Here is a 21,798-nt window from a genome sequence, read left to right on the forward strand (position 1 = left end):
CCCACAAACCCCCGCCGGTCCCGCCCTCACCGGAGTCGGCCAGTCCCGGGAAGCTGCTGACCCGGCGGGAGCTGGAGATCGCCCAGTTGGTGAGCACCGGCAAGAGCAACCCCGAGATCGCCCGGACCCTGTTCATCACGTCCTCGACGGCGGCCAGACACGTGGCCAACATCAACCGGAAGATGGGCTTCAACTCCCGCACACAGATCAGCGCCTGGATCAAGCGGCACCGGTCGGGCTGACCCGGTCTCACCCCCCACCCCGCGCGAACTGCCGATCCGGGCTCAGCGCGGGTTGTGTAGTCCCGGTGGGACCACGAATCTACATATGCAGCTGCATGGCCATATGCATGTGCATATTGCCATGAAGGCGCTAGGGTCGAAGCCATGGGACTTCGGGCTCCCGGCACTGTGCGAACAGGGCTGGGCCGGTCCCAGAAACGGCCGTCGGATCCCGGGCCGAACACCGGGGAGCCGTCGCGCCGTCGGTACCGGGTAGGCTCCCGGAACCGGTGGGCAACCGCGCTGGCGCGAGGGGAAACCTGGGGAGGTCCCTCGCGGCGAACGTCCGGCGCGGCGCTTCCGGGCTCGCCACGTGGAGGGGGCGTGACGAGCCCGGGTAGCGGGCCCGCATGGAGACCGTTCGAGTGGGGGATCGCATGGGGGTAGGACTGACTTCAGGAACCGGACGACCGGGCCGTCACCTGCCGCGTCGGGACGACCCGATCGGCTCGCTCACCGGAGGGCTGTGCGAGCGGCTGCGGCTGCGGAACGCGCGCGGTGGGACGATCCGGGGCGCGTCCGGGCGGACGGACGCACTGACCTTCGCGGCCACTGTCGAGCAGGCCGCCGCGGGGCTGAGTCGTCGTGGGTTGTGCCTTGGGGACGTGGTCGGCGTGCTGGCGCCGGTCTCCCCCGACCGCTTCCTGGCCTCGTACACGGTGATGGCCGTGGGCGGCAGGGCGCTGACGGTCTCCCCGGAGTCCGACCTACGCACCCAGTGCCGGGCTCTGGCCGAGACCGACGCCCGGTTGCTGATGGTGAGCGAGGAGCTGGCCGAGCGGGGCCTGGAACTGGCCGAGCGCTCGCGGGTGCGACAGGTGATCACCTTCGGTTCCGCCCTGGGCACCACTCCGTTCAGGGAGCTGCTGCTGCCCAGCCCGGACGGGAACGGGTACAGCCCTGCCAGAGGGCTCTTCGACAACGGGCACCTGGGGTACGAACCGGTCGGCGACGACATACTCACCACCCTGCACACCCACCACGACCTGCTGGCGCGATTCGCGGAGCTGCGCGGTGAACTGGAGCTGACCGCCGACGACGTCGTCGCCGTGGGCGAGTCCGGGGACGAGGCGACCAGACTCGCCCTCGTGGCGCTGGCGCTGTGGACCGGGACCTGTGTGGTCGCGGGCGAGGACTGCCCGCCGCCCGAGGGGCGCCGGGTGACGGTCACGTGCGACCCCGTCCCCACGCGTATCGACCATCCCCGGCCCGACGTCGCGAGCTAGGACGCCACGCTACGAGGGCGGGACGCCGGGCGGGCGATGACCGGCCGGTGTGCCGCCCGTGCTTCGCTGAGCCGACTTCATGGTGCCTCCGAGGGCGTCACGCCCGTTCCGGCCGTCGACCGAACCCCGCTCCGGTGCCGCCGGGAGCGCACCCGAGGGCTCCGTGTGGCCGCGAGCGCGGTCCAACGCGCTCCGGGCGGCGCGGGAGCGCACCCCTGGGGTTCGGGTGGCTCCGGCCGGCCCCGGAGCCCTCCCGGGGCCTCTCAGGCCGTCTCGCCGACCGCGTTCCCGCCCGACTCGTCGTCGATCTCGAACCAGGAGACGTGAGTGGCCTCGCTCCAGTACTCGCCGCTGCGCGTGGCGCAGCTGTCGACGATGAACTTGCCGCGTCCGAAGTCGTCGCCGTCCTCGCGGGTGTGTCCGCTGTGCCTGTCCACCGGGTCGCGCTCGCCCTGGTCGGCCACGGCCACCCGGAGCCTGTTCGCGTCGGAGCGGATGAACAGCGTCATCACGCCACCGCTCTGGCCCGAGCGCGAGTGAAGCAGGGCGTTGGTCGCCAGCTCGCTCACGGCCAGTTCCGCGTCGTCCAGGGCGCCGTCGCCGTGCCCGTTCCTGGTGAGGAACTCACGGACCCGCGCGCGGATGGACCGCACCGCGGTCAGGTTCCCCGCACAGCTCCACACGGTGTGGTCGGTGACCCCACCCGTGAGATCTCCGACGTCGATCCGTGGTGCGGTCGACGTCGCGGCGTCCGGGGCCTCCGCGGGCACGTAATCCCGGAGTTGCCTCGCCTCAGCCATCCGGTCACTCCAATCACCCGCGACGGGCGCGCGGGTTGCGTCTCCCGCACTCACCTTAGACAAGGGTGTGCCGGGTCCAGAACAGCACACCTGGGTTCCTCGCGCCGGGGATTGGTCACAAAACCCCGTCCCGTGTCCTCCCCGATGTGGACAAAGGAAACAGCTCGGACCCCTGGACCGGCCATGTGACGTGCAACACCCAGGCAACACCCGGGCAATACCCTGGCCGCATCCGGCCGCGTCCGGCGCACGCCCTCCCCCGAAATCGTGAGGAGCAGCGGCCAGGAGGACCCGTTCTCACCACCCCAAGGGTGTCACCCTACGTGATCGAGCGCCTGGGAAAGACGGAAAATACGCGACTAAACGCCACGTTTTCACTACTCACAGACAACGATGGGGACACAACAGGGAGCGCCGAAAACGCGCCTGGGACCCCTACCACGGCGCGGACGGTGCCCGCACACGGACACGCGGGACGCCCTCCGAATCGGCCTGAAACCCCCAGGCCACAGCAGAAGTCACCGCCCCCTCCAACACCAGCCCGGACAGACCGTAAGAAATGTCCCGGACGCCCTCCAGACGGCCCCGACCTCGTTTGACGCTTCCTGTAGTGCGAACAAGTATCGATTGGGGCCGATCCCGACAATCCCTACCGGGGGCACCCCCCAGCCACCGTCTGTCACCAGGGTCCCGGCCTCTCCGAAGTTCCCGTCCCCACACGAGGTGTCCCCGTGCCAGCCCAGTCCGAAGACCCCACCACCGCCCTGAACCACCTCACCTCCCGCCGCTCCCTCCTCAAGGCCGGAGCGGCCGGCGCGGCCGTCGCCCCGGTCCTGGCCGCCTGCGGCGGCGGGGGCTCCGGCTCCGGTGGTTCCGGCGACGGCGAGCCGCAGACCGGCGGCCGTCTGAAGGTGGGCGTCGCGGGTGGCGGCGCCAGCGACACCCTCGACGCGCACGACCCCACCGACAACGTCGACATCGCGCGCAACCACGCCCTCTACGCCGCTCTGATGCGCTTCGACAACGACGGCACCATCGAGCCCTACCTGGCGGAGTCGCTGGAGCCCAACGAGGACGGCACCGAGTGGACGCTGGTCCTCAAGGAGGGCCTGACCTTCCACGACGGCAGCCCCGTCACGACCGAGGCGGTCGTGTACTCCCTCAAGCGCATCCTCGACCCCGACAACCCCATGCGCGGCGCGGGGGACATGCCCGGCGTCGACCCGGAGAAGCTCGAGATCGTCGACGAGCTCACGATGACGATCCCGGTCGACGAGCCGCTGGTCACCCTCCCCGAGGCGCTCGCCGAGTACTACAACTGCGTCATCCCGGTGGACTACGACCCGGACAACCCGATCGGTGCCGGTCCCTTCAAGTTCTCCGAGTTCAAGGTCGGCGAGTACAGCGTCTTCGAGCGCCACGAGGGCTTCCACATCGACGGCCTGCCCTACGTGGACGAGCTGGAGATCGTGAACTTCCCCGAGGACGACGCCCGGGTCAACGCGCTCAACAGCGGCAACGTCCAGGTCATCAGCCAGGTCCCGCACGTCCAGGTCGCCATCATGGAGGGCGACCCCAACGTGAACATCCTGGAGTCCGAGACCGGCATGTGGCTGCCCTTCACGATGAACGTCGAGGAGGCCCCCTTCGACGACGTGCGCGTCCGCCAGGCCTTCCGCCTCATCGTCGACCGGCAGGAGATGATCGACCAGGCGCTGGCCGGGTACGGCCAGCTCGGCAACGACATGTACGCGCGGATGGACCCGTCCTACCCCGAGGACATCACGCAGCGGGAGCAGGACATCGAGGAGGCCAGGCGCCTGCTGGCCGAGGCCGGTCACGAGGACGGCCTGGAGGTCGAGCTGGTCACCTCCGACATCAGCGCCGGTGTGGTCGCCTCCGCCGAGGTCTTCCAGGAGCAGGCCCGTGAGGCCGGGGTCACCGTCAACCTGCGCCGGGTCAACCCCAGCGACTACTGGAACCCGGAGGAGGGCTTCCCGTACGCCTTCGGGCAGGACTTCTGGAGCGCCCGGAACTACATCACCCAGACCGCCCAGGGATCGGTCGTGGGCGCCCCCTACAACGAGACCATGTGGGGCGAGCACGAGGAGTGGCTGGAGTACCTGGAGGAGGCGCGTCAGACCGCCGACGACGACGAGCGCAACGAGCTCATCCGCAAGGCCCAGGAGATCGAGCACGAGGAGGGCGGCTACATCGTGTGGGGCTTCGTGAACCTGCTCGACGCCTACCACTCCTCGGTGCACGGTCTGACTCCGGCGGTCTCGGGTCACCCCCTGGGTTCCTACGCCTTCCACACCATGTGGCTGGAGCAGTAGCGGACATCCGGTTCCCGAACCTCCAGACCGCTACCGAAAGCTCACCATGACTCGACTCATCGTCGTCCGCCTCTTCTTCGGCGCACTGACGCTCTGGGCGGTGTCCCTCGTGGTCTTCGCGGCCACGCAGGCTCTGCCCGGCGACGCGGCCCAGCTGATCCTGGGGCGCGACGCCACCCCGGAGCGCTTGGAAGCGCTCCGCAACCAGCTCAACCTGCACGAACCCGTGGCCGTGCAGTACATGCAGTGGCTCCAGGGACTGGTCCAGGGCGACCTGGGCACGTCGTTCTCCAACCGGATGCCCGTCGCCGAGTACCTCACCGACCCGGTGCGGAGCTCACTGACCCTCATGGGCTTGTCCGCCCTGGTCGCGACCCCGATCGCGCTGTTCGTGGGGGCGTTCAGCGCCCTGCGCCGCGACCGCGCCTTCGACCACACCTCCTCCATGGGCACGCTCGTTCTGGCGTCCGTCCCCGAGTTCGTGGTCGGCATCCTGCTGATCCTGCTGCTGGGACCGGGTGGGCTCGGTGTGTTCCCGTCCGTGTACGCCCGTGAGGGGGGACCCGAGCAGTGGGTCCTGCCGGTGCTGACCCTGGCTCTGGCCGTGGCCCCGCCGATCGTGCGCATGATGCGGGCGACGATGATCGAGGTCCTGGAGAGCGAGTACGTGCAGCAGGCACGGCTGAAGGGCATGGGCGAGCGCACGGTGCTGTGGCGTCACGCCGCGCCCAACGCGATCGGCCCGGTCGCCCAGGTGGTCGCCCTCCAGCTGGCCTGGCTGGCCGGCGGCGTGGTGGCCATCGAGTTCCTGTTCAACTTCCCCGGTGTCGGCAAGGTGCTCATGGACGCCATCGGCAACCGTGACGTGCCGCTGATCCAGGCCGTGGTCCTGCTCATCGCCGGGATCTACATCCTCGTCAACCTGGTCGCCGACGTGATCGGGCTGGCGGCCAACCCGAAGGTGAGGGTCGCGAACCGATGACTGGACCTTCGACGAGCACACCCGCCACCGCGGCGCCACGGCGGCGTCCGGGGCTGTTCCGGACCGCTTGGCGGTTCGGCCGCACCAAGGTCGGTGTGGCCCTGACCGGGCTCATCGTCCTGATCGCGGTGCTGGGGCCGTTCGTGGCCCCCTACACCGCCACCGAGTTCGTGTCCAAGCCGTTCGAGACCGGCGTGGACGGCACCCTGTTCGGCGGTGACAACCGGGGCCGCGACGTGTTCACCCGCTTCCTGTGGGGCGGCTGGACACTGCTGCTGTTGGCCGTCGCCTCCGCCGGGATCGGTGTGGCCGCGGGAACGGTGATCGGCGTCATCGCCGGCTACCGCCGCGGCTGGGTGGATGACGTCCTCATGCGCACGAACGACGTGCTGCTGGCCTTCCCCCAGCTGATCGCCGCCCTGCTGGTGATGTCGATCCTCGGCCCGAAGGTGTGGCTGATCGTCGCGGTCATCGCGGTGTCGCACATGCCGCGCGTGGCCCGGGTGATCCGCGAGGCCACCCGCAAGGTGATCGAGCAGGACTACGTGAAGGCGGCCGAGGCGATCGGGCTGCCCCGCTGGCGGATCATGACGGTGGAGATCCTGCCGAACGTGACCAGTCCGCTGCTGGTGGAGCTGGGCCTGCGCCTGACCTACTCCATCGGTGTGGTGGCCGTACTCGGGTTCCTCGGCATGGGCCTCCAGCCGCCCACCGCGGACTGGGGCCTCATGATCAACGAGAACCGCCAGGGCATGGCCATCCAGCCGTGGGCGGTCGCACTGCCCGTGACGGCGATCGCGGTGCTCACCGTCGGCGCCAACCTCATCACCGACGGGCTCTCCCGCGCGGCGATCGGTATCGACCGGGGGGTCGAGAAGTGACCTTGAACGAGAACACGGAGCCCGGCGGGACCGGGACCGGGAACACCCGACGGACGGACCGCCCCGAGGGCGAGACCGTGCTGGTGGTCGACGGGCTCACCGTGATCGGACGCCCCTCGGACGTCGAGATCATCAGCGGCGTGTCGATCACCGTGAAGCGCGGCGAGATCCTCGGGCTCGTGGGCGAGTCCGGTTCGGGCAAGACCACCCTGGGTCTGTCGCTGCTGGCGCACTGCAAGCGCGCCACGGAGATCGTCGGGGGTCAGGTACTGGTCTCCGGCCAGGACCTGGCCACGTTGAACGAGCGAGAGGTCCGTCAGCTGCGCGGACGCGCGGTGGCCTACATCCCGCAGTCGCCCGCCTCCGCGCTCAACCCGGCGCTGCGGCTCGGTGTGCAGCTGGCGGAGGCCCTGCACGACGGTTCGCTGTCGGACAGGGAGGCCCGGGAGCGGGTCCGCGAGGTCATGCGCGAGGTGGCTCTGCCCGACGACGAGGTCTTCCTGCGCCGCTACCCGCACCAGCTCTCCGGCGGACAGCAGCAGCGGGTGGCGATCGCCATGGCGTTCGTGGGCCGCCCGGACGTGATCGTGCTCGACGAGCCGACCACCGGCCTGGACGTGACCACGCAGGCGCACGTGCTGGAGACCATCCGGTCGATGACCCGTGACTACGGGACCGCCGGTGTGTACATCAGCCACGACATGGCCGTGGTCGCCGACCTGGCCGACGACATCGCGGTGATGTACCGGGGCGAGGTCGTGGAGCACGGGCGCGCCCAGACGGTGCTGTCCGATCCCCGGCACGCGTACACGCGCCAGCTGCTGATGGCGGTGCCGCTGCTGAAGACCTCGGGCCATGAGGAGCCCGAACCCGAGGAGGAGCCGCTGCTGCGGGTCTCCGGGCTGGCCGCCGGGTACGGGCGCACGCAGGTGCTGGAGGGGATCGACGTGTCGGTCTCCCGAGGCGAGTGCGTGGCACTGCTGGGCGAGTCAGGGTCGGGCAAGACGACGCTGTCCCGTTCGGTGGCGGGTCTGCACCACCAGTTCACCGGCGAGATCCTCTTCGACGGGGAGCCGCTGGCCACCAGCAGCTACCGCCGGACGGCGGAGCAGCGACGCCGGGTGCAGTACGTGTTCCAGAACCCGTACGAGGCGCTGAACCCGCGCAAGCGGGTGCGGGACCAGGTCCTGGGCCCCTACCGGCACCTGGTGGGCCGACCCGACGACCCGGACGCCGTGGTGGCCGAGGCCCTGGAGCGGGCCGCGCTGCCCGCCTCCTACGCGGACCGCTTCCCCGAGCAGCTCAGCGGTGGTGAGCGCCAGCGCGTGTGCATCGCGCGCGCGGTGGCCACCCGTCCGGACCTGCTCGTGTGCGACGAGATCACGTCGGCGCTGGACGTCTCGGTGCAGGCGGAGATCGTGAAACTGCTGCGTGAGCTCCAGGACCAGGGCATGGCGCTGCTGTTCGTGACCCACAACATCGCGCTGGTGTCCAACATCGCCGAGCGGGTCGCCATCCTGAACAGGGGCGAGATCGTCGAGTACGGACCGGTGGGCGAGGTGATGTCGTCGCCGAGGCACGAGTACACGCGCGCGCTGATCGCCGACACACCTGACTTCGAGCTGTCCTTCCCCGGCGCCCCCGAGCGCCTGGGCATGGACGCGGAGCGGAAGGGAACGTCGGACCGCGTCGCCGAGGCGTGACCCGGTTCCGGACGGGGGGCGGGGTGCGCGGTGCGCGCCCCGCCCCCCGCTTGTGCGGCGTGGTCAGGGCTGGGGGTCGGCCTCGCGGACGGCGGGGATCGGCGCGGGCCGGGCGAGGGTGACCAGGACCAGCAGGCCCAGAGCGGATGTGCCGAACAGGAGCAGGCCCATGGGGACCGCCGTGGTCTCGTCCAGTCCGACCATGGGCGCCACTGCGGCGCCGATGAACATGGGTAGGGCGCCCAGGAGCGAACTGGCGCTCCCGGCCCGGTTCTCCTGGCCTTCCATGGCCAGGGCGAAGGAACCCGTGAGGACCATGCCCATGCAGGTCATGTAGACGAAGATCGGGACGACCAGCAGGACCAGCGGCCCCTGGAGGAACGCCGTGGCGAGCACCACGGCGGTGGCGGCCACCGCCACGACCACGGCCACCCCGAGCAGGGTGCGCTCCCCGTAGCGGTCGCTGAGGCGGCCGACGGCGGCGCTCCCGAGGATGATGGCGATCCCGTTCACGCCGAACAGGAACCCGAACACCTGCGGGGACACCCCGTACAGGTCCTGGTAGACGAAGGGCGTCCCGGCGACGTAGGCGAAGCTACCACCGTGCAGCAGGCCGACGATGAGCGTGTGGCCGAGGTAGCGGCGGTCGCGGAGGAGCACACCCATGGTGCGCAGGCTGCCGCCGAGCGTGCTGGGGATGCGCCGCTCCACGGGGAGGGTCTCCGGCAGTCGCGCGGCCACGACCAGGACGACCACGGCGCCGAGCAGGGCCAGCGCCCAGAAGATGCTCCGCCACGTGGTGGAGGGCAGGAGCAGGACCCCGCCGCCGACCACGGGGGCGACCATCGGGGCGACCGCGACCACCACCATGATCAGTGCGAAGAACCGCGTGAGCGCCGTGCCGTCGAAGACGTCTCGCACCACGGCGCGGGAGAGGACCACTCCGGCGCTGGCGGTGAACCCCTGGAGGAAGCGGCCCAGCACCAGCACCCCGGTGTCGGGGGCGAGCGCGCACAGGGCCGAGGCCAGCACGAACAGGGCCACGCAGACAAGGAGCGGCCCGCGTCTCCCCCGGGCGTCGCTGATCGGGCCGATCACCACCTGGCCGACGGCCAGGCCCACCAGGCAGGCGGTGAGGCTCAGCTGCACCTGGGAGGCGCTGGCGCCGAGGTCGCCTGAGATCTCCGGGAAGGCCGGGAGGTACATGTCGATGTTGAGCGGGCCCAGCACCGTCAGCAGGGCGAGGAGGAGGGCCAGCCCCAGGCGAGCGCGACCGGTCGGGTTGTGGAGCATGGGGCCTCTCTGCGGCACGGGGGAGGGAGCCCGTCCACGTTACCGAGCGCCGTCGGCACCGACCCGGGACGGATCGGCAAACTGACGGGGATGCGTCAGGTACGCGCCGCCGCTCAGAAGAGCACCGACATGACCTCTCCCACCTGGCGGAAGCCGACGCGCTGGTAGGTGGCCCTGGCGGGGGCGTTGAAGTCGTTGACGTAGAGGGTCACCCGGGGGGCGATCTCGGCGAGGGCGTAGTTGACCACGGCCGCCATGCCCGCGCTGGCGTAGCCCCGGCCGCGTAGCTCCGGGTGGACCCACACCCCCTGGACCTGGCAGGCGTGCCGGGTGACGGCGCCGATCTCGGCCTTGAACACCACGCGGCCGTCCTCGATCCGGGCGAAGGCGCGGCCGGTGCGGACCAGTTCCTCTACGCGGGCGCGGTAGAGGGCGCCGCCGTCGCCGGAGTCCGGGGGGACCCCCACCTCCTCGGTGAACATGGCGACGCAGGCGGGCACCAGGGTGTTGATCTCCTGGACGCGTACCCGGCGCACCAGGGGGTCGGGGGCGACGACGGGCGGGCCGTCGATCTCCAGGACCGGCTGGCTCGCGCGGATGACGCGGGCGGGACCCCAGGCGGGGGTGATCTGCTGCCAGAAGTCGCTGACCGCCTCGACCGGACCGACGATCGAGGAGCAGCGGCGGCCGCGCCAGCGGGCGTGGTCGGCGAACCCGCGTACCGCGGCGGGCCCCGCGTTGACCGGGACGAGGTTGGCGCCCGAGTAACACAGGGCGGTGAGTCTGCCGCGTTCGGTGTGACCCCAGAGTTCGGCCCCGGCCCCGCCGGACATGCCGGTGGCCATCAGCCGTGAGGCGACGAAGACGTTGCCCACGGGGTCGGCGTCCAGGAGCGCGCGGACGGCCTCCCGGTCACGTTCTCCCAGAATCCGTACCGCCGAGGTCCGCAGCATCGCATCTCCCCCATCATCCCGATCACCTGCTCCGGCGGGACACCGGATCGGTTCGTGGGCCCACGACGAATTCGCGCCGATTCCAGCCTATTCGACCCTCTGTCCGGACTCACCTGGATGATTCGAGTCCGATCGGGCCAAGGCGTTCCACCCGCGTCGGTTCGGTCGGTTCGGTGCTCTGCGCACCGCGCGGGCTGGGTTCGGGGCGGGCGTCGCAGGTGACGTCGGGGCCGTCCGCGCCGCGTTCGGGCAGGACCCCGTCCCTGAGGTAGGCGACGACGGTCTCGTCCACGCAGGTGTTGCCGGTGAGGGCCACGCCGTGGGTGATGCCGCCGTCCTCGATCACCAGTGAGGAGCCGGGCAGGCGCTCACGCAGGGAGTAGGCGCCCTCGACCGGGGTCGCGCCGTCCGCCGTGGCGTGCACGACGAGCACGTCCCCTTCGTAGGCGGCGTGTTCGCGGGGTCCGTCACCGACCTGGAACCACGGTGCGGACTCCGCGTCCCAGGAGGCGCACGGGGCGTTGTACCAGATGTTGTGCCAGCCCAGGAAGGGCGCGTCCTCGTGGATCCGCCTGGCGTCCGTGTCCCAGGTGTCCCAGTCGCGGGGCCATGGGGCGTCGGTGCACTGGACCGCGAGGTAGCCGCCGAAGCCGGGGTCGCTGTCCGCGTCGTCTCCGTAGGTCTCGTGCAGCTTCAGGAGCGGGGCCGGGTCGGCGTCGTTGACCTGGGCGGCCAGGGCTTCGGCGACGGAGGGCCAGGAGTTGCCGCTGTAGGCGACGACGGCGGCGGCGCCGTCCAGTTCGGAGGGGCCGACGGTGTCCTCCAGCGGGGCCTCGCGCAGACGCGCGCGCAGGTCGTAGTAGGCAGCGGAGACCGAATCGCCGTCGGCGCCCAGACCGTACGTGGCGTCGTGGCGGGCGATCCAGTCGAAGAAGTTCTCCGCGGCGCGGTCCAGGGACCGGCTCTGGCGCAGGTTGCTCTCGTACCAGGGCAGGTCCGGGTCGACGACGCTGTCCAGGACCACTGCGCGCACGCTGTCGGGGTAGAGCGAGGCGTAGACGGTGCCGAGGTAGCTGCCGTAGGAGTAGCCGAGGTAGTCGACCTGCTCCAGGCCGAGGGCGACGCGGATGGCGTCCATGTCGTGCGCGGTGTCCTCGGTGCGCATGTGGTCCAGGAGCGGACCGGTGTTCCGGGCGCAGGCGTCGGCGTAGGCCTCGGCGTCCTCGCGCAGCGCCCGCTCCTCCGTGGCGTCGGCCGGGACGGAGTCCTTGCGGACGGGGGCGAAGTAGGCGGGGTCACAGGTGACGTTGGGGGTGGAGGCGCCCATGCCGCGCGGGTCGAAGGCGACCACGTCGTGGATCTCGCGCAGTTCCTCGGGCATGCGGTTGTGGGTGTGCGCGGCCCACTTGCGTCCGGCGCTGCCCGGCCCGCCCGGGTTGACCAGCACGGTGTGCTCGGCGGTGCCGGTGGCGGGGACCCGGGACAGGGCGATCTGGAGGGTCTGGGCGAGGTCGGCGACGCGTGCGCCGTCGGTGCTCCTGGCCATGGGGACGGTGAGGGTGGCGCACTCCATCGCGGTGTCGCCGACCGGTTCGAGGTCCTCGCAGGGCCGCCAGTCAAGCGCCCTCTGGTCGATCCTGGTGGTCGGCGCGGGGGGCGTCCCGGTCGGGGCGGCCTGCGCCGTCGGAACGGCGACCAGGGATGCGAGGAGCACCCCGGCGGAGACTGCTGCCCACTGTGTGCACGCTGATCGCACTCGCTTACCCCCGATACCGGCCAGGATGTCCTCATGCATTCTCACCGCTACGCAACGTGACAATGGGAAGCGACACGGGCCCCGCCCGAGCACTCCCCCGGTAACATGTGCCCTGGTCAGATCAGACATGGACAAAGGGGCACAATGCGGCTTGATCGTGTCGACGAGCGAATCATCGCGATGCTCGGCGCGGACGCGCGGACGAGTTTCGCGGAGATCGGCGGCGGGGTCGGCCTCAGCCCCTCCGCTGTGAAGCGCCGGGTGGACCGCCTGATCGAGTCCGGGGCCGTACGCGGCTTCACCGTGGTCGTCGAGCCCCAGGCGATCGGCTGGACCACCGAGGCCTTCATCGAGCTCTACTGCCGCGCCCGCACGTCCCCCGGCGAGATCCGCATCGGCCTGTCCGGCTACGCGGAGATCACCTCGGCCTGCACCGTCACCGGGGAGGCCGACGCCATCGTGCAGGTCCGCGCACGCGACACCCGGCACCTGGAGGAGGTGATCGAGCGGATCGGCGCCGAACCCTTCGTGGTCCGCACCAAGAGCACCCTGGTGCTCTCCCGCCTGGTCGACCAGCCCATCCTCGCCGGAGCCGCCGGGACCGACCCCCTGGACTAGGCCCCAGAGCCGGTCGCCGGAGGCGGGGATGCCGGGACGCCGACGCCCGGCCGGCCCTCGTACGGACGCCACGCCCCGAGCACGGGTGAGCGCCGCCGGATCCGGTCAGTCCTCGGGCAGGGCCACCGGGGCCAGCTCGTCGAACAGGTCGCCCGGGCCCGGGTTGGTGGGGTCGGTCCGGCCGCCGAAGTGGTGCATGACGCCCCACACCGCGTTCAGAGCGGTCTGTACCGCGCCCTCGGCCCACCCTGCGGTCCAGGACACGTCGTCACCGGCGAGGAAGAGCCCCCGGTGCCGCTCGGCCAGGTCCTCCTGGTGGAAGTGCGTGAACAGGCGGCGCTGGTACCGGTAGTGGCCGGGCAGGTTGGCCTTGAACGCACCCATGAAGTACGGCTCGTCCTCCCAGGAAACCGTGACCGGGTCACCGGTGATGTGCGAGCGCACGTCCACGTCCGGGTAGATCTTGCCCAGCGAGGCCAGCATGACCTCCAGGCGCTCGTTGGCGGACAGCGGCAGCCACTTGAGCGAGTCGTCGCACCACGTGTAGGACAGGCAGATCGCCGCCGGGCCGTCCGGGTCCTCACCCTCCAGCAGGTAGGTGCCCCGGGTCATGCGGTCGGTGAGCGTCATGCTCATGACGTCCCGGCCCGTCTCCGGGTCCTGGTCCCTCCAGAACGCGCGGTCCACCGGAACGAACAGCTTCGAGGACTCCATGTAGTGGGTCCGCTCGATCGCCGTCCAGTGGTCGATCGGCAGCAGGTCGTCGTCGCAGTCGATCTTGGACAGCATCATCCACGACTGCGCCGTGAACACGGCCGCCGGGTAGGTACGGGTGGAGCCGGAGGAGTCCGTGACGGTGATGTTGCCCGTTTGGGAGCCCTTGGCCGCCGTGCGGCGCAGCGCGGTCACGGCCGGGCGCGCCTCACCGCCGTGCAGCGAGGCCAGGGACGTGCCCTGCGCCCAGTGCACGAGCTTGTCCGGGGCGTCCTCCCACAGTCGGAGCGGGAGCTGGTCCACGCCCCCGACGATGCCCATGTGGTCGTCGTCGGCGCCCGTGTAGGTGACCCGCAGGATCTCCAGGATGGAGTTGGGGAAGTCCGTGTCCCAGCCGCCGGTCCCGAAGCCCACCTGGCCGAAGACCTCGCGGTCCCTGAAGGACGCGAAGCCCGGGGACTCGCACAGGAAGCCGTAGAAGGTCTGGTTGTCGAGCCGCTCGACCAGCCGGTTCCAGATCTCCTTCTGGGTGGCCACGTCGCGCTCGCGGATGGCCCGCTGCATGCGGGTGTGCTCGACGCTCTCCAGGGTCCGGTCCCAGGCGCGCGCCACGTCCCGGTACAGCTCGGGCAGGTCGTCCAGGTGCGTCGCGTAGTGCGACTCGCCCTTGAGGTCGACGACGGTGCTCGGGGTGGCCGGGGAGAGCGGGTTGGGGAAGGGGCTGGTGCGCAGGTCCACGCGGTCGGCGTAGTGCCAGAAGGACGTGGAGGTCGGCGGGAAGCGCATCGCGCCCATCTCGGCGACCACGTCGTCGGGGGCGCCGGGCAGGCGCTCGGTGCGCAGGCGTCCGCCGATCCGGTCGGCCTCGTACACGACGGGCCGCAGCCCCATCTTCATCAGCTCGTAGGCGGCGACGATGCCGGAAAGGCCGCCGCCGATGACCGCGACCTCGGCGCCGTGGTGTTCGGCGGGAACCTGCCCCAGGCCCGCGGGGTGCGCCAGGAACTCGTCGTAGGCGAACGGGAAGTCGGGCCCGGACATGGTCAGGGGACGGTCCTGGTCGTCGGACACGGCTGCGGTACCGGCGGACGTGGGCACGGCGGACGTCATGGGGCCCTCCTTCGCTGGAGCGGGGTGTGTGGGTGCCGCGGTGCGGCGGTGTCGGGTGGGGCGGGTGGTGTCAGTGGGTGTCGGGCGCGGGGTACAGGTCCGTGCGACGGTCCCCGAGGTAGGAGAGTTCGGCACGGGAGGCCTCGGTGGCCGCCGGGTCGACGTCGCCGACCAGCAGGCTCTCGGTGCCCCCGCCCCGGAGCAGCTCGGTGCCGTCGGGGCCCACGAGCGTGCTCAGTCCGACGTAGTCGAGTTCGCCCTCGGTGTCGCAGCGGTTCACGTAGGCCAGGTGGAGCTGGTTCTCCATGGCCCGCGCCGGGACGAGGAGTGTGGCCACCGACGTGTTCGGGGCCATCAGGGCGGTGGGCACGACGAGGAGGGTGGTCCCAGCTTGGGCATGGGCCCGGACGGTCTCGGGGAACTCGACGTCGTAGCAGACCAGGAGGCCGATCCGGTGACCGTCGAGGTCGACCTGGACGACCAGATCGTCGCCGGGACGGAAGAGGTCCCGGTCCAGGCCGCCGAACAGGTGGGTCTTGCGGTACAGCGCGCGGGAGGCCCCCGTGGCGTCCACGAGCCGCACCGCGTTGTACACGTCCCCGTCGGCCAGCTCGGGAAAGCCGTAGACGATCGCCACGCCGGTGTCGGCGGCGATCCGGGAGACCGCCGTGAAGAGGGGGCCCTGCGCGGGTTCGGCCAGGTCCCGGACCCGCTCACCGATGTTGTAGCCGGTCAGCGACATCTCGGGGGTGACCAGCAGGGCGGCGCCCTCGGAGGCGGCCGCGCGGGCCCTCCCGTGGAGCCGGTGGAGCGAGGAGGCGGGATCGCCGCTGCGTCCCGTGCCCTGGTCGAGGGCCACGCGCAGTGGTGCGGGCATCGCTGCGTACCTCCTGGTGTGTCGCCGCTGGTCGGCCGCGTCCACTCTAGGTGGAGGGGGACGTGGGAACCGTGTGTGGGACGTGCACTCCGTTGCGAGTTCACGCTGATCCGGAGTGCTTCTTTGCGCCCGATGGCCTTCTCACGCTCCGTTCGTTCGCCAACCCGGAGCGGTTTCGGGCACCAGGACGAACGCGGGGAGGGGCCAGGGGGATTCCCCCGGCCCCTCCCCCGATCGTCCGTCCGCCGCCGTGGGCGGCTCGGCTCCGGTCAGGAACCGACCTCCACGGCGGGCTCGGTCTCCAGCGCGGAGCGGCGCATGCCGTAGCCGAAGTAGATGGCCAGGCCCACCACGAGCCAGGCGCCGAAGGCGACCCACACGCTGACCGGCATGCTGACCATCAGGTAGGCGCAGGCCAGCACGCCCAGGACCGGGGTCACGGGCGCGCCGGGCATCCGGAAGGCGCGCTTGAGGTCCGGGCGGCTCCTGCGCAGCACGAGCACGGCCACGTTGACCAGGGCGAAGGCGAAGAGCGTGCCGATGGCGGTGGCGTCCGCGAGCGGACCGAGCGGGATGAGCGCCGCCAGCAGGGCGATGAACACCGACGTGATGATCGTGTTGGCTCGTGGGGTGCCCCGGGAGTCCACCTTGGAGAAGGCGGCGGGGATCAGTCCGTCGCGGGACATCGCGAAGAGGATGCGGGTCTGGCTGTAGAGGACCACCAGGACGACGCTGGCCAGGGCCAGGACGGCCCCGGCGGCGAAGATGACCGCCCAGATCGGGGTGCCGGTGACGACGGTGAGGATCCCGGCCAGGGAGGTCCGGCCCTCGGCGAACCGGGTCCAGTTGAGGGCGCCGACCGCGCTGAAGGCCACCAGGCAGTAGATCGCGGTGACCACGATCATGGAGAACATGATGGCGCGCGGCAGGTCGCGCTGCGGGTTCCGGGCTTCCTCGCTGGCGGTGGAGGCGGAGTCGAAGCCGATGTAGGAGAAGAACAGGGTGGCTCCGGCGGCGGAGACACCGGCCATGCCCATCGGCAGGAACGGGGCGAAGTTGCCCCGCTGGACGGCGGTGATCGCGATGGCCACGAACATCACCAGCACCGCGATCTTGATGGTGACCATGACGGCGTTGACCCGGGTGCTCTCCCGTACCCCGGCGAGCAGAGCGAACATCGACAGCAGGACCACGACGGCGGCGGGGACGTTGATCACTCCGCCCTCCAGTGGTCCGGCCAGAAGCGCGCCGGGCAGCGACAGGCCCGTGGTCAGGTGCAGGAGCTCGTTGATGTACTGGCCCCAGCCGACGCCGACCGCCGCCACGGAGACCCCGTAGGTGAGCATCAGGCACCAGCCGCACACCCAGGCCATGAATTCGCCCATGGTGGCGTAGCTGTAGGAGTAGGCCGAGCCGGAGGCGGGGATCATCCCGGCCATCTCGGCGTAGGCGAGCGCGGAGAAGAGCGCGGTCACACCGGCCAGGACGAACGCCAGGATGACGGCGGGTCCGGCGATCGGGACCGCCTCTCCCAGGACCACGAAGATGCCGGTGCCCAGGGTGGCGCCGATACCGATCATGGACAGCTGCCAGAACCCCATGGTGCGGCGCAGGCCGTTGTCGCCCTCGGTCTCGGCCACGAGCTTCTCGACCGGCTTGCGTCGGCTCAGACGCCGCCCCAGCGTGGGAGCGGAGGCGTCCGCCAGCGCGGGGCTCTTCTGGTCCACCACGAAATGACTCCTCGACGTTCTGCGGGTGGGCACACCGGATCGGCGCCGTCACGAACCAACGGGACCCCATTTGTGCCTTCGGCAACGTTAATGGTGTTGCGTGAGTAACATGACCCACATTCGTTGCCTTAGTCGGCTTCCCATGACGGGATCATGCGTGCTGACGCAAGAAAACGCACGCCATGGTGATCCATGTCATGTGTCGTGACACACGGCGATCAGGCTCACCTGACCAGCGACGATGCGGGATCCACCCGTGGGTGTAAGCGTTCGGCCGCCCCGGGTGTTCCTGGCCCGCGCTCGGCGGTCCCGGACCAACACGACCCCAGGACACGACAAAGGGGAGCACGGCACCGGCCGTACTCCCCTGAAGCGTGGTGGCCCCTGGCGGGAACCCCCGCGGATCAGCCCGCGACGGACACGCTGGGCTCGCCCTCGACCCCGGCCTCGCCCATCTCCTCGGCGATGCGCATGGCCTCCTCGATCAGCGTCTCGACGATCTTGGACTCGGGGACGGTCTTGATGACCTCGCCCTTGACGAAGATCTGGCCCTTGCCGTTGCCGGAGGCCACACCGAGGTCGGCTTCGCGTGCCTCACCCGGGCCGTTCACGACGCAGCCCATGACGGCCACGCGCAGCGGCACCTCCAGGCCCTCCAGCCCGGCGGTGACCTCCTCGGCGAGCGTGTAGACGTCCACCTGGGCGCGGCCGCAGCTCGGGCAGGAGACGATCTCCAGGCCGCGCTCCCGCAGGCCCAGGGACTCCAGGATCTGGGCACCGACCTTGACCTCCTCGGCGGGCGGGGCGGACAGGGACACCCGGATGGTGTCGCCGATCCCCTCCGACAGCAGTGCGCCGAAGGCCACGGAGGACTTGATGGTGCCCTGGAAGGCCGGACCGGCCTCGGTGACGCCCAGGTGCAGCGGGTAGTCGCAGGCCTGCGACAGCAGCCGGTAGGCGTTGACCATCACGACCGGGTCGTTGTGCTTGACCGAGATCTTGATGTCCTGGAAGCCGTGCTCCTCGAACAGCGAGCACTCCCAGAGCGCCGACTCCACGAGCGCCTCGGGAGTGGCCTTGCCGTACTTGGCGAGCAGGCGCTTGTCGAGCGAACCGGCGTTGACGCCGATCCGGATCGGGGTCCCGGCGTCGGAGGCGGCCTTGGCGATCTCGGCGACCTTGTCGTCGAACTTCTTGATGTTGCCCGGGTTGACGCGCACGGCGGCGCAGCCCGCGTCGATCGCCGCGAACACGTACTTGGGCTGGAAGTGGATGTCGGCGATCACCGGGATCTGCGACTTCCTGGCGATGATCGGCAGCGCGTCGGCGTCCTCGTTGGTCGGGACGGCCACGCGCACGATCTGGCAGCCCGAGGCGGTCAGCTCGGCGATCTGCTGGAGCGTCGCGTTGATGTCGGAGGTGCGGGTGGTCGTCATGGACTGCACGGAGACCGGCGCGTCCCCGCCCACGGGGACGTTCCCGACCATGATCTGTCGGGTCTTGCGCCGGGTCGCCAGCGGGCGCGGCGGTGTGGCGGGAATACCGAGATCAATGGTCACGCTTGGTTCACCTCGTCTGCCGCCGGAGGGAGGGCGGCACTTGATGTCGTCCGGTTCGTGGAGAGTGGGGCGCGCGCGGAGGCGCCCGCCAGGCGTGTCCGGGTGCTCCGTCTCGCTGGCCTCCGCCACGGCGGCGATCCCGGTACGCGACCCCAAGGTTACCCGCCCTTCGGGCGAACCACGGCCCTTCGTGGGCGCGCTCACACCAGTTCAACCCGTGTTCATCCCTCGGGGACGGCGCACGGCCGCCCCCGGAGGGGTCAGCCGAACAGCCGTACCGGGTTGATGAGGTCGGCCACGAGCAGGATGACACTGAAGACGAGGAAGCAGCCCACGATCACGTAGGCCACAGGTGTCAGCAGGGCCACGTCCACCGGTCCCGGGTCCGGTCTCCGGAAGATCCGGGCGGTCCACTTCTTGATGGACTCCCAGATCGCCCCGGCCATGTGCCCGCCGTCCAGCGGCAGGATCGGCAGCAGGTTGAAGGCGAAGAGGAAGAGGTTGACGCTGGCCAGGATGCTGATCATGATCGCCACGGTGTCGATCACCGGCAGGCCCTGCGACATGATCTCGCCGCCGATGCGGGAGATGCCGACGATGCCGACCGGGGAGTCCTCGGTGCGCTGCTCGCCCAGGAAGGCGGCGCCGAACACCTCGGGGACCCGGCTGGGCAGGGCGATGATCGCCTCACCGACGCTGACCAGCATGGTGCCGACCTCGGAGACCGACTCCCCCACCGTCAGCGGCTGGCGCTCCTGGACGAACACCACGCCCAGGAAGCCCACGACCTCGGTGGCGGCCACCCTGCGGCCCTGCTCGTCGTAGACGTGGTCGCCCCGGTCGTCGGTCTCGTAGACGATGTTGCCCTCGGCGTCCCTGGCGGGCAGCTCGTTCTCGACGATGTCGACGTCGGTGGTGAAGCGCTCACCGTCGCGTTCGATCACGAACTCGGTGCTGCCCAGGGACTGCCTGATCTGCCCGTTGACGGTGTCGCCGGTCACCGGCTCGCCGTCGATCGAGACAACGACGTCGCCGGGCTCCAGCCCCGCCTCGTGTGAGGGGGTGGGCGCGAACTCGTCGGTGCACTCGGTGGCGGTCACCCCGGCGGGGACGACGCACTCGCGGACGGACCCGATCTGCGGGGTCTCCTGGTGCACGCCGATGCCCATGAAGAGCACGCCGAGGAGGATGATCGCCAGCACGAGGTTCATGCCCGGACCCGCGAACATGACGATCAGGCGCTTCCAGGGGGAGCGCTGGTAGAACTGCCGGTCCTGGTCCTCGGGGGACAGCTCCATGTAGGAGGCCTCGCGGGCCTCCTCGGCCATGGCCCGCCAGCGCGACATCTTCCTGGCGCCGGTGTCCGCCCGTTGCCGGGCGGGCGGGAGCATGCCGACCATGCGCACGAACCCGCCCAGCGGGACGGCCTTGATGCCGTACTCGGTCTCGCCCCTGCGCACCGACCACAGCGTCTTGCCGAAGCCCACCATGAACTCGGTGCACTTGATACCGAACATCTTGGCCGTGGACATGTGGCCGAGCTCGTGCCAGGCGATCGAGAACAACAGCCCCACGACGAACAGGACGATCCCGACCACGGTCAGCAGAACGACCATGCATCTCTCCTCAAACCGATGTCGGTCCTCAGCCGCGGGTGAGCAGCTCGCGCGCGCGGGTTCGGGCCCAGGTGTCAGCGGCGTACACGTCGTCCAGGGTCAGGGTCGAGGCACCCGGATGGTCCGCCCGCTGGTGTTCAGAGACTACCTGGGAGACGGTGTCCATGATGGCCGGGAACGCGAGGTTTCCCTTGAGGAACGCGTCGACGGCCTCCTCGTTGGCGGCGTTGTAGACGGCCGGGGCGGTTCCGCCCGCCGCACCGACCTCCGCGGCCAGTCTCACGGCGGGGAAGGCCTCGTGGTCCAGCGGTTCGAAGGTCCAGCTCTGGGCACGGGACCAGTCCATACCGGGCGCGGCGTCGGGGACGCGCTCGGGGCCGCCGATCCCGTAAGCGATCGGGATCATCATGCTGGGCGGGCTGGCCTTGGCCAGGGTGGTGCCGTCGACGTACTCGACCATGGAGTGCACGATGGACTGCGGGTGCACGACCACGTCGATCCGGTCGAAGGGCACGTCGAACAGCAGGTTGGCCTCGATGACCTCCAGACCCTTGTTGACCAGGGTCGCGGAGTTGACGGTGATGACCGGGCCCATGCTCCAGGTGGGGTGGTCCAGGGCCTCGGCGGGGGTGACGTGGGTGAGTTCGTCCGCCCGACGGCCCCGGAAGGGACCGCCGCTGGCGGTGACGACCAGGCGGCGCACCTCGGATCGGGCTGCGTGGACCAGGCCCTGGGCGGGGCTGGTGAGTTCGCCCTCGGGCACGTGGGGGAAGCACTGGGCGATGGCGTAGTGCTCGGAGTCGACCGGGACGATCTGGCCGGGGGCTGCCAGGTCCCGCACCAGCGGCCCGCCGATGATCAGGGACTCCTTGTTGGCCAGGGCGAGGGTGCTGCCGGCCCGCAGCGTGGCCAGGGTGGACTCAAGACCCAGGGCGCCGGTGATCCCGTTGAGGACGACGTCACAGGGGAGTGCGGCCAGCGCGGCCACTCCCTCGGCGCCGACCAGCACCTCGGCGTCGGAGCCCTGTTCGCGCAGGAGGCGGGTGAGGTCGGCGGCGCGAGCGGGGTCCGCCACGGCCACGTGCCCGACCCGGAGCTCGACGGCCTGTTTGGCGAGCAGGTCGGCGCGGCCGCCCCCGGCCGCCAGGCCCACCACCCGGAAGCGCGCGGGGTTGCGCTGGACGATGTCGACGGCCTGGGTTCCGATGGAACCGGTGGAGCCGAGGATCACTACTGTTCGCTGCTGTTCTTCTCGCACCCCTCCATTGTCCCGCACCCGGAGGCCCAACGCCGGGGCCTGTGGACAACGCGTGGGAACGACGGGGCGAACCCTCGGAGGCGGGCTCGGGGGTGGACCCAGGGG

Annotated in this window: 17 protein-coding genes; 7 read left to right on the forward strand and 10 right to left on the reverse strand. The window is 70.6% G+C overall.

All coding sequences use genetic code 11. The features are described 5' to 3' along the window. Both ADX84_RS21490 and ADX84_RS21495 read left to right on the forward strand, forming a co-directional pair. Positions 1-242, forward strand: a 242-nt coding sequence (locus ADX84_RS21490) for a response regulator transcription factor (RefSeq protein ID WP_049578420.1), incomplete at its 5' end; no start/stop codon positions are given. 416 nt (positions 243-658) lie between these two features. After that, a complete protein-coding gene (locus ADX84_RS21495) occupies positions 659-1,507 on the forward strand; it encodes an AMP-binding protein (RefSeq protein WP_049578422.1) in 849 nt (282 codons plus the stop codon). 263 nt (positions 1,508-1,770) lie between these two features. Here ADX84_RS21495 and ADX84_RS21500 read toward each other — a convergent pair whose 3' ends face one another. Beyond that, a complete protein-coding gene (locus ADX84_RS21500) occupies positions 1,771-2,307 on the reverse strand; it encodes an ATP-binding protein (RefSeq protein WP_049578424.1) in 537 nt (178 codons plus the stop codon). A 731-nt stretch (positions 2,308-3,038) separates the two neighbouring features. Here ADX84_RS21500 and ADX84_RS21505 point away from each other — a divergent pair. From ADX84_RS21505 to ADX84_RS21520, 4 genes are read left to right on the forward strand one after another with little or no spacing between them, the layout of a single operon-like run. Continuing rightward, entirely contained in the window at positions 3,039-4,643 is a 1,605-nt protein-coding gene (locus ADX84_RS21505; RefSeq protein ID WP_049578427.1) for an ABC transporter substrate-binding protein, read from the forward strand. A 46-nt stretch (positions 4,644-4,689) separates the two neighbouring features. Next, complete coding sequence (locus tag ADX84_RS21510; protein ID WP_049578429.1) at positions 4,690-5,625, forward strand: ABC transporter permease; 936 nt, start codon at positions 4,690-4,692, stop codon at positions 5,623-5,625. Continuing rightward, positions 5,622-6,506, forward strand: a complete 885-nt coding sequence (locus ADX84_RS21515) for an ABC transporter permease (RefSeq protein ID WP_026128911.1) — start codon at positions 5,622-5,624, stop codon at positions 6,504-6,506. Before ADX84_RS21510 ends, ADX84_RS21515 begins: the two co-directional genes overlap by 4 nt. Further along, positions 6,503-8,209 carry an ABC transporter ATP-binding protein gene (locus tag ADX84_RS21520; RefSeq protein ID WP_369801132.1) on the forward strand — a complete coding sequence of 569 codons (1,707 nt, stop codon included), beginning with the start codon at positions 6,503-6,505 and terminating at the stop codon, positions 8,207-8,209. Before ADX84_RS21515 ends, ADX84_RS21520 begins: the two co-directional genes overlap by 4 nt. Positions 8,210-8,272: 63 nt before the next feature. Here ADX84_RS21520 and ADX84_RS21525 read toward each other — a convergent pair whose 3' ends face one another. From ADX84_RS21525 to ADX84_RS21535, 3 genes are all read right to left on the reverse strand, one after another. After that, entirely contained in the window at positions 8,273-9,502 is a 1,230-nt protein-coding gene (locus ADX84_RS21525) for a Bcr/CflA family efflux MFS transporter (RefSeq protein ID WP_049578431.1), read from the reverse strand. 113 nt (positions 9,503-9,615) lie between these two features. Next, on the reverse strand, positions 9,616-10,455 hold the full coding sequence (locus ADX84_RS21530; RefSeq protein WP_049578433.1) for a GNAT family N-acetyltransferase: 840 nt from the start codon (positions 10,453-10,455) through the stop codon (positions 9,616-9,618). A 109-nt stretch (positions 10,456-10,564) separates the two neighbouring features. Further along, positions 10,565-12,169 carry an alpha/beta fold hydrolase gene (locus tag ADX84_RS21535; protein WP_156208154.1) on the reverse strand — a complete coding sequence of 535 codons (1,605 nt, stop codon included), beginning with the start codon at positions 12,167-12,169 and terminating at the stop codon, positions 10,565-10,567. Between the two features lie 186 nt (positions 12,170-12,355). Here ADX84_RS21535 and ADX84_RS21540 point away from each other — a divergent pair, with 186 nt between their 5' ends. Beyond that, positions 12,356-12,829 carry an Lrp/AsnC family transcriptional regulator gene (locus ADX84_RS21540; protein WP_049578437.1) on the forward strand — a complete coding sequence of 158 codons (474 nt, stop codon included), beginning with the start codon at positions 12,356-12,358 and terminating at the stop codon, positions 12,827-12,829. Between the two features lie 105 nt (positions 12,830-12,934). On the opposite strand, the gene ADX84_RS21545 is transcribed toward ADX84_RS21540, so the two are convergent. The 6 genes from ADX84_RS21545 to dxr all read right to left on the reverse strand — a co-directional run bounded on the left by ADX84_RS21545 (position 12,935) and on the right by dxr (position 21,666). Further along, positions 12,935-14,653, reverse strand: a complete 1,719-nt coding sequence (locus ADX84_RS21545) for an NAD(P)/FAD-dependent oxidoreductase (protein WP_049578439.1) — start codon at positions 14,651-14,653, stop codon at positions 12,935-12,937. 70 nt (positions 14,654-14,723) lie between these two features. Continuing rightward, positions 14,724-15,530 (reverse strand): carbon-nitrogen hydrolase family protein, encoded by an 807-nt coding sequence (locus tag ADX84_RS21550; RefSeq protein WP_049578442.1) that lies wholly within the window; start codon positions 15,528-15,530, stop codon positions 14,724-14,726. A gap of 269 nt (positions 15,531-15,799) precedes the next feature. Then, positions 15,800-17,260 (reverse strand): amino acid permease, encoded by a 1,461-nt coding sequence (locus ADX84_RS21555; RefSeq protein ID WP_049578444.1) that lies wholly within the window; start codon positions 17,258-17,260, stop codon positions 15,800-15,802. A 404-nt stretch (positions 17,261-17,664) separates the two neighbouring features. Next, on the reverse strand, positions 17,665-18,819 hold the full coding sequence (ispG, locus tag ADX84_RS21560) for a flavodoxin-dependent (E)-4-hydroxy-3-methylbut-2-enyl-diphosphate synthase (RefSeq protein ID WP_049578447.1): 1,155 nt from the start codon (positions 18,817-18,819) through the stop codon (positions 17,665-17,667). Positions 18,820-19,079: 260 nt separating this feature from the next. Continuing rightward, positions 19,080-20,435, reverse strand: coding sequence for an RIP metalloprotease (locus ADX84_RS21565; protein WP_049578450.1), 1,356 nt, complete (start codon positions 20,433-20,435; stop codon positions 19,080-19,082). Positions 20,436-20,463: 28 nt separating this feature from the next. Continuing rightward, complete coding sequence (gene dxr / locus ADX84_RS21570) at positions 20,464-21,666, reverse strand: 1-deoxy-D-xylulose-5-phosphate reductoisomerase (RefSeq protein WP_049578452.1); 1,203 nt, start codon at positions 21,664-21,666, stop codon at positions 20,464-20,466. Positions 21,667-21,798 lie beyond the last annotated feature (132 nt).

The organism is Nocardiopsis sp. SBT366, from assembly GCF_001083815.1.
Lineage (GTDB): Bacteria > Actinomycetota > Actinomycetes > Streptosporangiales > Streptosporangiaceae > Nocardiopsis > Nocardiopsis prasina.